At 58.1% G+C, this 13,755-nt stretch carries 11 protein-coding genes and 12 tRNA genes; 21 read left to right on the forward strand and 2 right to left on the reverse strand.

Annotation, left to right across the window (positions count from 1 at the left end; all coding sequences use genetic code 11):
• Window positions 1–8 precede the first annotated feature (8 nt).
• The 4 genes from EP28_RS09460 (at window position 9) to EP28_RS09475 (ending at window position 4,419) form a co-directional block, all read left to right on the forward strand.
• Entirely contained in the window at window positions 9–1,547 is a 1,539-nt protein-coding gene (locus EP28_RS09460) for a HEPN domain-containing protein (RefSeq protein ID WP_049983785.1), read from the forward strand.
• Window positions 1,548–1,591: 44 nt separating this feature from the next.
• On the forward strand, window positions 1,592–2,404 hold the full coding sequence (locus EP28_RS09465; protein ID WP_049983786.1) for a hypothetical protein: 813 nt from the start codon (window positions 1,592–1,594) through the stop codon (window positions 2,402–2,404).
• 245 nt (window positions 2,405–2,649) lie between these two features.
• Window positions 2,650–3,480: a type IV toxin-antitoxin system AbiEi family antitoxin domain-containing protein gene (locus tag EP28_RS09470; RefSeq protein ID WP_049983787.1), complete on the forward strand. Its 831-nt coding sequence runs from the start codon at window positions 2,650–2,652 to the stop codon at window positions 3,478–3,480.
• A 63-nt stretch (window positions 3,481–3,543) separates the two neighbouring features.
• Window positions 3,544–4,419 (forward strand): DUF8172 family protein, encoded by an 876-nt coding sequence (locus EP28_RS09475; protein ID WP_049983788.1) that lies wholly within the window; start codon window positions 3,544–3,546, stop codon window positions 4,417–4,419.
• A gap of 389 nt (window positions 4,420–4,808) precedes the next feature.
• On the opposite strand, the gene EP28_RS14585 is transcribed toward EP28_RS09475, so the two are convergent.
• Window positions 4,809–5,429: a hypothetical protein gene (locus EP28_RS14585; protein ID WP_230455320.1), complete on the reverse strand. Its 621-nt coding sequence runs from the start codon at window positions 5,427–5,429 to the stop codon at window positions 4,809–4,811.
• Between the two features lie 724 nt (window positions 5,430–6,153).
• Here EP28_RS14585 and EP28_RS09485 point away from each other — a divergent pair.
• From EP28_RS09485 to EP28_RS09555, 17 genes are all read left to right on the forward strand, one after another.
• A tRNA-Gln gene (locus tag EP28_RS09485) sits at window positions 6,154–6,229 on the forward strand.
• A gap of 3 nt (window positions 6,230–6,232) precedes the next feature.
• Window positions 6,233–6,306: transfer RNA gene (locus EP28_RS09490), tRNA-Asp, on the forward strand.
• A gap of 249 nt (window positions 6,307–6,555) precedes the next feature.
• A tRNA-Pro gene (locus EP28_RS09495) sits at window positions 6,556–6,628 on the forward strand.
• 4 nt (window positions 6,629–6,632) lie between these two features.
• A tRNA-Ser gene (locus tag EP28_RS14175) sits at window positions 6,633–6,719 on the forward strand.
• A 364-nt stretch (window positions 6,720–7,083) separates the two neighbouring features.
• Window positions 7,084–7,169, forward strand: a tRNA-Ser gene (locus EP28_RS14180).
• A gap of 47 nt (window positions 7,170–7,216) precedes the next feature.
• Window positions 7,217–7,298: transfer RNA gene (locus EP28_RS09500), tRNA-Leu, on the forward strand.
• A 42-nt stretch (window positions 7,299–7,340) separates the two neighbouring features.
• Window positions 7,341–7,423 (forward strand) — tRNA-Leu (locus EP28_RS09505).
• 80 nt (window positions 7,424–7,503) lie between these two features.
• Window positions 7,504–7,630: transfer RNA gene (locus tag EP28_RS14185), tRNA-Thr, on the forward strand.
• Between the two features lie 34 nt (window positions 7,631–7,664).
• Window positions 7,665–7,737 (forward strand) — tRNA-Glu (locus EP28_RS09515).
• Window positions 7,738–7,840: 103 nt separating this feature from the next.
• Window positions 7,841–7,911, forward strand: a tRNA-Met gene (locus EP28_RS09520).
• A gap of 12 nt (window positions 7,912–7,923) precedes the next feature.
• Window positions 7,924–8,328 (forward strand): hypothetical protein, encoded by a 405-nt coding sequence (locus EP28_RS09525; protein WP_049983790.1) that lies wholly within the window; start codon window positions 7,924–7,926, stop codon window positions 8,326–8,328.
• Between the two features lie 47 nt (window positions 8,329–8,375).
• A tRNA-Glu gene (locus EP28_RS09530) sits at window positions 8,376–8,451 on the forward strand.
• Window positions 8,452–8,876: 425 nt separating this feature from the next.
• Window positions 8,877–8,951, forward strand: a tRNA-Arg gene (locus EP28_RS09535).
• 113 nt (window positions 8,952–9,064) lie between these two features.
• Window positions 9,065–10,594: a TROVE domain-containing protein gene (locus tag EP28_RS09540; RefSeq protein ID WP_049983791.1), complete on the forward strand. Its 1,530-nt coding sequence runs from the start codon at window positions 9,065–9,067 to the stop codon at window positions 10,592–10,594.
• A 159-nt stretch (window positions 10,595–10,753) separates the two neighbouring features.
• Window positions 10,754–11,050, forward strand: coding sequence for a hypothetical protein (locus EP28_RS09545; RefSeq protein ID WP_049983792.1), 297 nt, complete (start codon window positions 10,754–10,756; stop codon window positions 11,048–11,050).
• A gap of 71 nt (window positions 11,051–11,121) precedes the next feature.
• A complete protein-coding gene (locus EP28_RS09550; RefSeq protein WP_049983793.1) occupies window positions 11,122–11,796 on the forward strand; it encodes a MarR family transcriptional regulator in 675 nt (224 codons plus the stop codon).
• 204 nt (window positions 11,797–12,000) lie between these two features.
• The gene (locus EP28_RS09555; protein WP_049983794.1) at window positions 12,001–12,324 is read left to right on the forward strand and encodes a DUF6788 family protein; all 324 of its coding nucleotides are present in this window, start codon (window positions 12,001–12,003) and stop codon (window positions 12,322–12,324) included.
• A 363-nt stretch (window positions 12,325–12,687) separates the two neighbouring features.
• On the opposite strand, the gene EP28_RS09560 is transcribed toward EP28_RS09555, so the two are convergent.
• The coding region (locus EP28_RS09560) for a Cdc6/Cdc18 family protein (RefSeq protein WP_049983810.1) at window positions 12,688–13,755 on the reverse strand (1,068 nt) is incomplete at its 5' end.

The following is a 13,755-nucleotide window of genomic DNA, read 5'->3' on the forward strand; positions in this document are numbered from 1 at the left end:
CTGATAGAATGCCACCTGAGTGGGGCGCTGATGTGCGCCCGCTAATCAAAGATGGAGTCCAAGCCGTCATCGAACGGCACTCCGACGTGGATGTCAATCCACCAACTCGGACGTTCAATCAGCTGAGTGCTGGCGGGTTTATGCAGAACACCGAGGAAGTCTCGGTTCCAGCTCCCGGTGACCTCTTCGACGACAGGGATCTCTTCGATAACCTCTATGCAGGTGAATTTGCAGAGGCGGCCCAGGTTATCTACGATCAGCTCCCGGATCCCCCCGATGACGATCAGTTATCCGAAGCCAACCGTGTCGAGTCTATCGAACGGGGACTGTTCGAGTTCGTCGGGGTCGTGTTGAACTACGCCGGCGAGTTTCAGTTCGACGAGGATGCCTTCGCAACCGCCTTCGAGGAGCAGTTCGAGCCCCGATTCACCGATCGAGAATACTCCCGATTTCTGCTCGTTCTGAAGAACACCTCCATCGAGCCAGACATCACGATCGACCTCGAAACGGAGATACAAGGTAGCCCGGACTATCTGGGGCCATACACCGTTGACACACTCCGGATTCGTCCCTTGGACCGCTTGGAGGAAACCGGAATCGCAACGCATGAGGCCCCAGGGACGAGCGTCCTCGAACCGGTCGAGACGCTCGACGCAAACGGTCCGAACGCAGCGCTAGAAATTGTCCTCCGTCGCCGCCGACCCTATCGAGAGATCGCTCGCGATATCGATGACAATGAGATTAACCCGTGGAGAAACCCGGACTTTGACGTCACACCGGTCAACGTCTATCCCTGGCAGCAGCTGACCAACGTGATCGAGTATCTCGCGGCGAGCGTTCGTCGGTGTCTACGGCTTCTCTGCCCGATGGGGACTGTTGGCTACGAGAAGGGATACAACGTGGTGCCAGGCTGGGAAACGTACCGTGGGATTGCGGCACCGGTCACTTTCGAACTCGAATTCGAGTGTCCGGGTTCCACGACAGGAACACATATCACTGAAGATCGTGCCTTGGATATCCCACGGCTGTGGAGAGATCATCGACGTCGAATCGCACCCGGCCATGACAAGTTTCAGAACCCGCTGGCCCGGTTCGAGCGAATGTTCAGCCGGGAGTCCCTCGAGGATCAATTAGTCGACTGCGTCGTCGGCTGCGAAACAACCGTGCTGAAAGGCGGCTCTCCTGGCGGGAACAAATACCGGCTCGGTGTTCGGACGGCAGTGCTTCTGGGTGAGCAGAATGCTCGCGATTGGTCGTCAAAACGGATAGGAGAGTTCTTCAGAACACTGTATGACTACCGGAACAAGGTCGTACACGAGGATACAACACTTCCGGACGAACCGACTGGTGGAAACCTGATTTCAGTCGATGACAAGGAATTCGTTGCCAGTACGTTTCTTATCCACGCCCGCGAACTCTATGCAGATCTCATCCTGGAGTACCTTGATCTAGTTGTATCTCAGGATGCGTCCATCGAGGATGTCAACGAACAGATTGACAACCAGACACTTGAGTACGGCACAGAGATTCGCGAACAGCTGTTCTAAATCCGTCCAGAACCAATTTCAACGGCGGCCATATTTCTGCCACTATGACAGAAACGCCGACAGAGAACACCCTTACAGTCAACGCCACGCACCACATGCTCGGAGATCTCGAAGAAAAGTTCACCAGGCCCGCAGCCCTCTCGCCTAATCGGCGGATGGAGAACATCTTGGGGTACGACACGAACCTGCCGTTGCTCAAATCTGTCGTCTTTCAATACAAGCGGCCGTACACCGTCGAATCGGATTCAGACCGCCGGTTCTCGGTGAACCGTGATCAGTGGCGTACACTGACTTCCCTGTACGAGTACAATCAGGCCTTCTTCGTGTTTCCCGAAGTCGTCGACGCGACGAACTTGGAGCATACGCTTTCCCGATCGGTCTTCATCGACGTGTTCGGGATTCGCAAAAACACGTCACTGGTGTACGTCCCGGAGAATGCGTGTTCTGCAGGACGGCCAACCGGTATCAGAGCTAAGATCAACGGCGGTAGACGGTACCCCGTTCCAGATGCGTTGGTGTATGGCTGGGAGACGCTCAAAGAATCAGTCAACGCCTGTGAGTATGGGCTGCGCTTCACATCGCAAGGGGAGCAGACGGACGCGTACAGCACGTTCAAGCAACGAGTAAACCGGCTCGTAGAAAGTGATATAGACTGGTTAGTGGACCGCGTTTCATCCGTAGTGGAGCGCCAGCACTCAGGTGACATACGAATTCCTAAGGAACAGCCGGATATCGACCGAGAAGCGCTCAAGAGCTACCTCTTAAGACTCGACGAGGAAGGGACCGATCTATCCACACACGGCATCGGTCGTTCACGACATACGATGCTCGAACGACCGGAAGAACGTACCGACTGAATGGTCCTCAACGCGGTGAGCGCTACGGTTTGACGCGAGCTAGATGCGCTAGTCGTCGCCGGAGATGGGACTCCACTCACGAAGAGATGAAACAAGTCATCGACATCGAGCAATACTGACGGACTCTGGTTCAAGATCCCTGAAACGAGACGGGGTCTTTCGCGAGAGCCTTCTATCCAGCCAAATTCCGGATAAACAACGTTCAAGACCCGCTCGTATTCATATTCTATGTCTAAAATGCAGGGATGAACGACTCACAAGACACTCAAAGTATACGACAGGGGCTGTCCACCCGTGAGAGCCGGCTACTCTCACGACTCGCCGGCGCGGGTCACCAGATCATCTCCGTCGACGACATCGAGACGACTCTAGCGGTCGCCCCGAACACCGCCCGCGAGATCGCCTCCCGGCTCACCGAAAAAGGATGGCTGGACCGACTGTTCCCCGGTCGATACCTCATCATCCCGCTCACGGCCGGTGAAGAGGGCGGGTATACGACGCACGAGTATCTCATCGCCTCGCACGTTGCCGAGCCCATGTACGTCGGCTACTATACCGCCCTTGACCACCACGGGCTGACCGAGCAGGTGCCTCGGACGGTGTACGTCGTCACGCCGACCCGGGCGCAGAGTCGGGAGATCCACGGCGTCCCCTATCGCGTCGTGACGGTCACCGAGCGCAAATTCTTCGGGTACGAGCCGATGGCCATCGAGGGTACCGCCGTGGACGTCGCAGACGTCGAAAAGACGCTCGTTGACTGTGCCGACCATCCCGAGTTCGGTGGTGGCATCCGCGAACTCGCACAGGCGATGGTCGCCGCGGACGATCGGGACTGTTCGTGGACGACGGTCGGTGAGTACCTCCAGCGACTCGACAATGGCGCTGCGACCAAGCGGATCGTCTACCTGGCAGACCAGCTGGGTATCGACCTCCCGACGCGTGAGACGCTCCTCAAGTCATTCACGAGTGGGTACTCGCTGCTCGACCCAACGCGAAGCGAACAGGGACGCTATGACAGTGAGTATCGTCTCCGAATCAACGTCGACCGGGAGAGACTCGGGTCGATGGAATCCTGATGCCGGGTCGATCCGAGGGGGACGTGAATTAAGATGCTCCTCCAAGTACAGCGAATCAGGTAGATGGGTCACGTCTATTATCACCATCCGGGCGACAATCAGTTCTCTCTTGATTTTGTCCACGAGGCTCCATCAGAGATCGTTGCCAGGATTGTCGAGTACGACGATGACGTGGCGGTGAAGGTTCGCAAGTACGATCTTGACAGCGAGTTCTTCGGTATCTATACCTCCCGCGTTGGTGGTGGGGACGTCGGCGATCTCGAATTCGATCTTGGCGAGGTACTCTCAGAGATGGGTGCTGACAACGGTACTATCGTTGCCCGGCTCCTCGAGATCTATCAAGCGCTCATAGCCCAGAACGAGGAAGAAGAAGGAGTTCCCGTTGAAGCGTACAAGAGCATCGACATCGATGCACTCCCAGACGCGCTCAACCGGACATCGTGGGAGGGCAGCGCGACTGATGTTGCAGGCCGTCTCGCCTCAAATCTCATTCTCAAACACGCGCTGCCGAATGCGAACCATCGGACTGCTGTTGCCCTGGTTCAGTTCTACCTCCGTCGGATTGCTCCCGATTTCTCGATGCCAGAAACCTCCGTGGAAATCGACTCAGAGACATATGACTGGCGGGAGTGGGTAAACGAGTATATTAACGAGTCAAAGCGTCTCTTGACGGTTCGTCGGAAGAATGTGCTCCTCAAACATCTCTCTGACTTCGGAGCGACAACGCTTGAGCGGAAACACGAGGTCCAGATCGACCTGACGGCATACGAGCTGGATATGTATCCCGCAGAAGCGAAAACAGTCTACGCAACAGCGCACGAGGAGCTCTGGATCGAATTCGTCGAAGAGGCAGTTGAGCGCACCGACAACCCCGAGCTGATGGAGGCCCCTGGGCTATCGAAGGCGGAGTTCGCAGAGAAAATTCGGACCCTCAAGTAAGCGGCGTGCGCTAGTCTTGGAGCGTCGCGACCGTCCGGCCGGTTTCTTCGGCCTCTTCGCTCCGCGACATCCCGTATGTTGCGAGAGCCTCCTTAACCGCGTCGTCCAGACTCATTGGTCAGGCAAATCTTGGCTCTGCCGACGGATAAAGTCTCGCACGATTTGGGTTTAACGTTGCATTGGCTAACTCGCCAACCGTGCAGGACCGATCCCGCAAACAGTCGATAACCCGTAGCTCCGCCCCTTCACAGATTCCAATCTCTCCGATGTATTCATAACCATATCGGTGAGAGTGGAATACAGACTCTTGGCGCTCAGATCGAGTCGTCAAATAGTGGGACGGTTGTGCAACCGTATTTTGGAGAGGCAATTCGATCTGCGAGTCCGAACTACTCGGGAGGCGACGTGAACAGGCGCCGATACTCATCAAGCCACTCGATCTCGTGGTACGTCACGTCATTCTGAATGTCGTATTCGAGCGGGAGTGGATCCGAACGGTGGGCTGTAAACGTGAGGTTGATTTCGACACAGGGGCCGTGCTCGGAGACGCATTCGAAGCCATCGTCAACAGGGTATACAACGCTAAACCAGCGAATCTGAAAGCCAAAGTGGTCACACACATCTCTGACGACTGCAGCATCGCAATAGGGCGTGTGGACCCACAGTTCCCCGCCAGCGTACGCCTGATCTTTGACGCACCAGACTGCATCGAGGGAGCGGAGAAACTCCGCAGCGCGATTGTAGTGCGCTTCAGTCAGGCGGTCCCACCAGTGGTACTCCTCGACATCGTCAACGAGGAGCTGGAGGCACTCTCCACACACATCATATGCCCGTTCACCGAGAGAGACTTCGTGGAGTTTGTCGTACTGGGTGGTGTCACATCCATCGCACGGCGGGGAAGCACCACTGCACTGGCATCCGGAGGATGATCGCTGTTCTGTGTGGTTGGAACACCCGCTGTTTGCACTCCCTGGCTTCTGAGATTCGTTTGAGTCGGTATTCTCGGTCATTGGTATCTAACCGAGAACCGTCAGTCACGCCGTGTGACTGGGCTCCCGGCTAGCACCGGACCGGCGATCGGCCAGTCATCTATCGCCCCAGAGAGCAGGTTGGTGTAAATAGTTTCTGTGGGTCCAACCGAGAACACCGGCCAGCGTCCGGCTATCGACGACAGCCAATGCTAGGACATTAAACGTCGTGTGCAACCGTATCTTGGAGTGTGACTGCCGTGTCTGTGGGTAACACACCCTAACTAATTTTAATACAATTGCCACGATATTTCAGGCTGACGTCCGATACACCCCTCAAACCGAGAGAGTTCAACACGATGATCATCACTCGCCTCACCCCGCGGCGTGCTCGTTCTCGCTTAGCCGCGGGTCCCGTGTTCGGCGAGTGCCTACAAGATCAGCGTGCGAAGAACCCGGGCGCAAACCGCCGGATCCACGTCGACTTCGAATACGAGAGTTCGACGCAATCCGGCGACGTCCGGACACTCTCACCCGCATAACTCGGCCCCCATACGGACTACCCGTCACGGGTCGGGGAACACGGGATTGCCGCCTGCCTGTGCCCAGTACTCGCTCAGGACACAGCCTGATGTGAGTGCGGGGTGCCAGGCTCGCGGCTGCTTGGTTTCCGTTCGTTCGATACAGGAGCGAGCGGACTCCGTCCGCGCTGAGCGTACGGAAGTCGTTAGCCAACAGCCCCGCAGCGAGAGCTGCGGCTACGTCGAGCCCCGGAGTCTCCGCTGGCGAGGGACGCCGGACTTTGAATCCGGAGGTCGCCGGTTCGATTCCGGCCGGGGCGACATGCCGACGTGGTGTAATCCGGCGAGCATACGGTCCTGTCACGGCCGTGATCCGGGTTCAAATCCCAGCGTCGGCGTGGATGCGTGGCGTGGCCACGTGGGGATACCCATCGAGGTAGGCAGCCCGTTGGTGCGATCAGCTGGATCGTTCCGACGATGCTGGGCCCAGCAGGGTCTGCAACCTACATGAGCCGGTGTGGTATTCCCGGGAGCACCCGAAGTACGCCCCCGCGATGAGACGCGCAACCACGACTACTCGGTCGCGGTTGCGCAGTTGGAAAGTCGTACAGATAGATAATCAACTGCCGAACGCTCGGCAGTCCAGTGAGCCGATGGTCCAGCGGACGACGATCTGTGCCTTGGGCGCACAGGACCGAAGTTCGAATCCGCGTCGGCTCACTGTGCCGCGACTGGGTATTGGGGAACCCAGCGGCCTGCTATGCCGTGGCCGTCTGCTATCGGTCTCCCGGTTCGAATCCGGGTCGCGGCGTCATGACAACGAATGTCTGCCCTGCCTGCGAGGAGGAAGCGTTCCGTCACGTCCCGCTCGGTGAAACAACGTCTATCGACACGATTGGAAGCGTGGAAATCTGCGTCACCGAGGACGGCGCATACTTCCACGGAACGAGGTGACACCATCCTTGCCGTGACTGGATGCTGATGAACACATTCGCCTCGGTAGTAAAGCTCAGAAGCTGAGTAATGCGCATCTTCCGGTGTCCTGGTGAGAAACGCGAGGCGGGCTCATCGGAGCAAGTTCCGACGGAGATGGTGAGACATGCGGATAGGCGACCGCGCTCGGTGTGAAACCGAGAGCCGCGGGGCTTCGGAGTTCAACTCTCCGTCTCACCGTTGGCGGGGTTTCCCTAGGTTGGTCAAGGGACTGCGTTGGAACCGTAGCGTCCGCAAGGACACGAGTGTTCAAATCGCTCTCCCGCCGCTGCGTACCGAAGTGATTCGCAGAGTCGCTGGCGATTCTCGAATTGCGCCGCCATGCCAGAGTGGTCAAACGGACACGGTCGAGACCCGTGTGGTTAGTCCTTCCCAGGTTCGAATCCTGGTGGCGGCATCCGGCCACCGTGCCGGGAGACAATTCTCGCTTCACCGTTCCGTCGCCGTACTCAAGTGGTCAACGAGAAGCGGCTCAGACCCGCTGGCGTAGGTCCTTCCGAGGTTCGAATCCTCGCGGCGACATTTTCTCCCTGTGGTCTAACGGCTACGATGCCTCCCTGTAGAGGAGGAGACGCACGTTCGAGTCGTGCCGGGGAGACTGCGGGACGGTGGAAGAGCCTGGCATTCACACACTCTCGCCGAATTTTCACCGGAGACCCGGTGCGACGGTGAGAGTTCCTTCATCTCACTTGTAACGAGAACACGCAGGTTCGAATCCTGCCCGTCCCACTGGCCGACGACCCGTTCCAGACGAGGCCAACCCGCTCCAGTGGAGTAGCGGCCAAACTCACGGCCCTCTCACGGCCGAGCCCCCGGTTCGAATCCGGGCTGGAGCATTCTCCAACAGTCCGAGACCTCTCACTTCCAGCCGACTAGATTGAGGGACGGACAGCTGTGGAGAACTGAGAGATGTCCATGAGTGAGTTCCGAATTGTGTGCTGCGGGATAGGATAATGGCAGTCCACGGGGCTCATATCCCCGAGGCCCAGGTTCGACTCCTGGTCCCGCGATGGAGGACAACAATGGGACTATTCGATACAGTCGAACTCTACGACGACGTCCACCTACCGGAGTACCCCGAAGGGATTACTCCTGCCGAGGACGTCGACTGGCAAACGAAAGGCATCGATCGACCGACTATGACCACATTTCGGATTACGGCGGACGGTCGGCTCCTCGAAGAGGAGTGGCACACCGAAGCGGTCCCGCCGGAAGACCGGCCATACGCGAGCCGTGACGACGTCGACGAGGACGATTTTCGCTACATGGCCGGCTGTCGGAACCGAGTCCACGACGGCTGGATCGAACGAGACGACTACCACGGCCGTTTCAAGCTCAAACACTCCTTCGAGGATCTCGATACACTCGTCACGTATCAAGTGACGTTCACGCACGGGCAACTCGAGGGCTTCGAACGCCTGCGATAATCCGTGGGTGTCCGCCGCACCTCAGCGCTTGATTTCTTCCCTACCGCGCTCCCGGAGTCTCCGTTGGCGAGAGACGCCAGTTTTTCAAACTGGAGGTCGGGGGTTCGATTCCCCTCGGGAGCACTCGGGGAGGCTGGCCCTGACAGCGTTTTTCCGTGGCTGACATAGCGGGCAGCCACGGATCCGTGACGCTGTCACGGTCAGCGTTCCCCAAGCGTGTGGTCGTCCAGATGGTGCGTTTCTTCGCCCGCAAAGCACACCAACGGGAGTCATAGCCCGTCGCACCACCGGTTGCCCGACCGCACGTGGCGACCGTCGAGTCGGAGCGTTGCTTCGCCAGGTACTCGCAGGTTCAAATCCTGTCGGTGGCGCAGTCCATCGAGAACATCCCGGACAAAGAGCGTACGAGAGGACGCTCGACACCGGTTCCGCTCCGATAGTTTTCCGGTCGCCGTGTCGCCAGTGGCCGTCGATCTGGAGCGCTACGTCGATGGCACATTACGGGTTCGAATCCCGTCGTTCGCTCCAGAAATTGTCCGGCCACTCGTGTTCCCGTAGCTCAGTCAGGACAGAGCACCGGCCTTCGAAGCCGGGTGTCGCACGTTCGAATCGTGCCGGGAACGTCCAGCCGAGCGATGCGAGGCTGGTTCGGGAAGTTTCTCTCCCGAGACTCGTTGCTCACAGAGCGTGTGGGCAGCTGCGATCGGAGTCGCCTGTTGCGGCTCCGGGTGATAGGATGGAATTCAACACGCCAAAGCAAACGGTCGCGGAGGCAACGCGGACCACCAACTACGAAGGTGGGGAAGCGTTCGAGCCTGCCGACCCCCGACTCGCACTGTACAAGCGCACGATCAACCAACTGCTGGAGGGCTCGTTCTACGAGTCCGATGACGAGCAGCTAGCTGCTGTCGTTCAGCAGTTCGATGCCGCCGCAAACGACGACCCGGAGTTCGTCCTGAAGCTCGCGGCCTATGCGCGCCAGGAGCTCTACTTGCGGGACATCCCACAAGTGCTACTCGTACTGGTAGCCAACGACGACCGATTCAAGGACGACTCCCCCGAGTCGCTCATCCGCGAATGGGCGCCGGCGATCATCCAGCGGATGGACGAGACGGCCACCGCGCTCGCGGTCCACGATCAGCTGTTCGACGGGACTGCGCCGTGGCCGCTTCGACGCGGGATCGAGGATGCGCTGGTTGAGATGGCCGACACCTACACGCTGGGCAAGTACGACCTGTCGCGGCGCGAGGTGACGCTACACGACGTCTTCAACCGCGTTCACCCCACGCCCGTCGACGCCGAGCAGGAAGCGCTCTTCGAGCGGTTCATGCGTGGCGGCCTCGACGACTATCCCGACGTCGACCCGTTGCCGGCGCCGAACACGTGGGAGACGGTTATCTCCGAGCGCGGCAACACCCAAGCCGCCTGGGAACTGCTCATCGAGGACGACGAGTACACGCTGCCCATCTTCGCATCGATCCGGAACCTCCGGAATATGCTCGAAGCCGGCGTTCCGGAGGCCACCGTCGTGGATCACCTCGACCTGGAGGCCGTCCGGCACGCGCCGCTGTACCCGTTCCGGTACTACCAGGCCTACACCGCGCTGCAAGACGCGGATGTCCAGGCACCGGCGGTCGAGCAGTGGCTCGAAGACGCAATTGATGTCGCGGTCGAGACGGTGCCTGGCGGACTCGGCGATACCTTTGTTGCGGTCGACCTGTCGGGATCGATGGATCAGCCGCTGTCCGCGAACAGCACGCTCCGACTGAAGGAGATCGGTGCGTTGTTCGGTGCGATCCTGGCCGACCAGGGTGCTGACGTCGGCGGGTTTGGCGACGACTTCCAGACCGTTCCGATGCACGTCGACACGCCAGTCCTGCAGCGCCAAGCGGCGGTGTTGGCGATCGACGAAGACGTCGGGAACTCGACGAACGGCTGGAAGGCAATCGATTACCTCCGCGAGCGAGGTGAGCCCGTCGAACGCATCGTCGTCTTCACCGATATGCAGATCTGGGACAACACGCCGTTCACGGCCCGCGATTCCCAGACGGTCAAAGACGCGTTCGATGCGTATCGAGACGAGGTGTCTTCGGACACCGCGCTGTATCTCGTCGACCTCGCGGCCTACGGCGACCTGGTGACGCCAGAAGGCTACGAGAACGTCTACAACATCTCGGGATGGTCGGAGAACGTCCTCTCGTTCATCGAACACGCCGAGAATCCGAAGCAGATCATCGATGAGATCGAGGCGTTCGAACTGACCTAGCCCTGTTCGGATCTTTTCTTTGAGGATACGCGAGTGGTGGAGTTCGAAAACACGCGGTCGTGCCACGACCGAGACGGGCGTTCGAATCGTCCCTCGTGCACTCGGAGTACAGTTGTCGAACATCTGGCCCGTGAGACGCGCCTCAACGGAGATGATAATATGGCAGTATCCAATACCACCGACCTAGACTCGACGACAATTGCCGTCGTGACGATTCGAATCCCCTGCGGCGCGGATGGAGACCTCGTCACTGACGCTGAGAAGCGTCTCTCGCGGCCCGAAACTATCGATGACGTCACGATTGACGAATTGGATAGTATCGAGCCACAGCTGTCGGCCACACTCATCACCGTCGAAATTACGGTCCGGTGGGCTACGGCGATTGGCGATGAGGAGGAGGTCAGAGACAGACTGGCTGGTGTCTCGGGACTTGAGTCAGTCAGACGGATTGCATAGGCCGTTCAGAACGGCATAGCCGAAAGTGTAGTAATTTATTTGACTGTTACCAAAATATTGGTATCTGTTAGATGTACGAACCGTTTGATGAGACTGCTGTTAGAGTGTTGCTCGCAGTCAATCCTGGAGATTCGATCCGAACGGTAGCCCAACATCTCCACACCCCCTACGAAACGGTTCGACAAGCAGTCAATCAACTAGAGGATGCAGGGTATCTTCGATATGATGATGGACTGTTCGTGACCGACGATCGCGTCCGTAAGGCGGCACGAGACCTGCTGGCCACGAGTGCCGCCGTGAATCCACCGTCCATCGAAGAGGCGTACGTACTCCCACAGTTCGGTGACTGGCCCTTCGCCTTTACACAGGTGGACGCCGTCTACGTGTGGACCCAAGGGGGCTATCAGGTTGGTCGCGAGCCCGGAGACTACCCGCTCTTTCTTGCCGTCCTTGAGAAGGACATCGACGCCTGGCAGCGTTTTTTCGAACGGTTTGGAATCCCAACAGGATTTGAGCGACAACCGGAGGAATCATTTGAAGGTCCTCTCCAAGTCGTCCTCAACGAGCGTTCGGTGCTCAACCCCGACCACGTCGAAGGATATCCAGTCATCTCTCGGCGCGAGACGATAGAGTTCATGCGGAAGCATTATGCGACGTTTCAGTCAGCACTTGCTATGCTCGATCGCATGTACGACGATCTCGATCTCGACGTTTCCTACCGTGAGTCAGAAAGAGAATGCTCGTGAGGTTCACAGCAGCAATTGAATTATCGACCGCCTCCACGGTGAGGTTTAATTGATTGCCGTTGGTTTGACATCGACAGCGTTCCCGGGTTGCTATTTTTGAATAGTTTGCTATTCATACTCTTCAACCCGTGACGAGTCGATATCTGATTAACCAACAAATCTATGCCGATACGCACTTTGTTGGTTAACACGAGGCGACCGCTGATGTCCTACGAACCACCGACGCCGCCGGCGGAACTCCCGACAGAACTCGTCAACACGCTCAACGAGTACCCCTCTGAACAGCTACAACACGTTGCCCGCTACGCTGAAGAGCTAGCTGAGCACAAAGCTCGCGAGGCACGTCTCGAAGAGGACTCAGATGAAAGCGAAATCGAAGAACGTCCCGACGATCTGCCGGACGACGTCCCGGCGAAGGCCACGATCACGATCAAGGAGATTAACGACAACCGCTACTACTACTGGCAGTGGCGAGAAGGCGAAAAAGTTCGTTCCCAGTATAAAGGCCCCGTCAGTCCCGACGAGTAGACGGTGGTGAACCGTAGCCGGAGGTTTGTCAAGCGCAATTAGTAGCGTAGCAGAGGACACCCCCCAGAGTGTGAATGGGTTCAACCCACCCCACACCCCTCAGTGTGAATGGGTCCGGTCAGTCCAAACAGGTAACACTCGGAGAGAAGATACCCACCCCACGTTTCCGTCGTAACTGGAGGTTGGTGGAGGGAACGCAGCCACGATCGAGGGGATCACACCCCCCACGTTTCCGTCGTTTCGTCACCCGGCCAAAGTCGATTATTGGGAGTAGAAGATGACCTCGGATCACCCACCCCACGTTTCCGACGTATCGAGAGATACACTCGTGATCAGGGGTGTAGTCAGCGACCGAAACGGGAGCTAGGCCAGGTCTTCCAGCCGGCTATCCCGGAGGACAGATTTCAGCACGATGCCGGTATCCTGAACCAGCCGGTGCTCGAGATAACTGCCTTCACCCCGGCCACCACCGGTCCGAGTTGATTCAACGACACCGAGGAACGCCTGCTCTTTCAACAGCTCGTAGACGCGGTGCTCGCTGAGAGTCTTCGCGTCAGCCTTCTCTGTCGTCGCCTGATACCGTTCGTAAATCCGGTTGGTAGAGAATCCATCCTCGTTCGGATTCTCTTCGGTGAGCAGCGCGAGAGAATAGAGGATGAATTTGACCTGGGTCGTCGATCCACGGAGAAGCTCCTCGAACCGGTCGATTTCAGCCCACTCCTGAGCATCACGAACGTGTTCCTCGACGACTGTGTCGACGTTTTCTCGTTCGGCTAGTTCGCCGGCGTGACGTAGAATTTCGATAGCCTTTCTGGCGTCACCGTGTTCTTGAGCGGCTAGTGCCGCCGTCAGCGGGATCACATCATCCGAGAGAACGCCATCGTGGAACGCGTCCCGTCGGTGCTTCATAATCTCGCGCAGTTGATTCGCGTCGTAGGGTTGGAAGACGAACTCCTCCTCGCGAAGACTGGACTTGACGCGTTCGTTCAGCTGGTCGCGATACTCGATTTTGTTGCTGACTGCGATGACGCCCAGGTGGCAATCCGCTTTCCCCGATTCGCGAGCCCGCGAAAGCTGCATAAGAATATCATCGTCATCGAGTCGGTCCACCTCGTCGAGAATGATGATGACTGACTCGTAGGCAGTATCCAGAATCTCCCAGAGATAGTCGTAGTATTCACCGCTGCCAATCCCTGCGCGTGGAATATCGAGGTCAGTCTCGTCCGTCTCGTTGAGTGAACGAGTTACCGTCCTCGCGACGCGTGTCTGTGTGTTGTGCTGCGCGCAGTCGACGTAGACCGTGCCCACGGCCACACCGTTCGACTCCGCGGCTCGACGGGCTCGTTCTGTGACGTGGCGAGCAACTAGTGACTTCCCGGTTCCCGTTTTGCCGTAAATAATCACGTTGTTGGGCGGATCGCCACGAACGAT

This window comes from Halorubrum sp. BV1, assembly GCF_000746205.1.
Lineage (GTDB): Archaea > Halobacteriota > Halobacteria > Halobacteriales > Haloferacaceae > Halorubrum.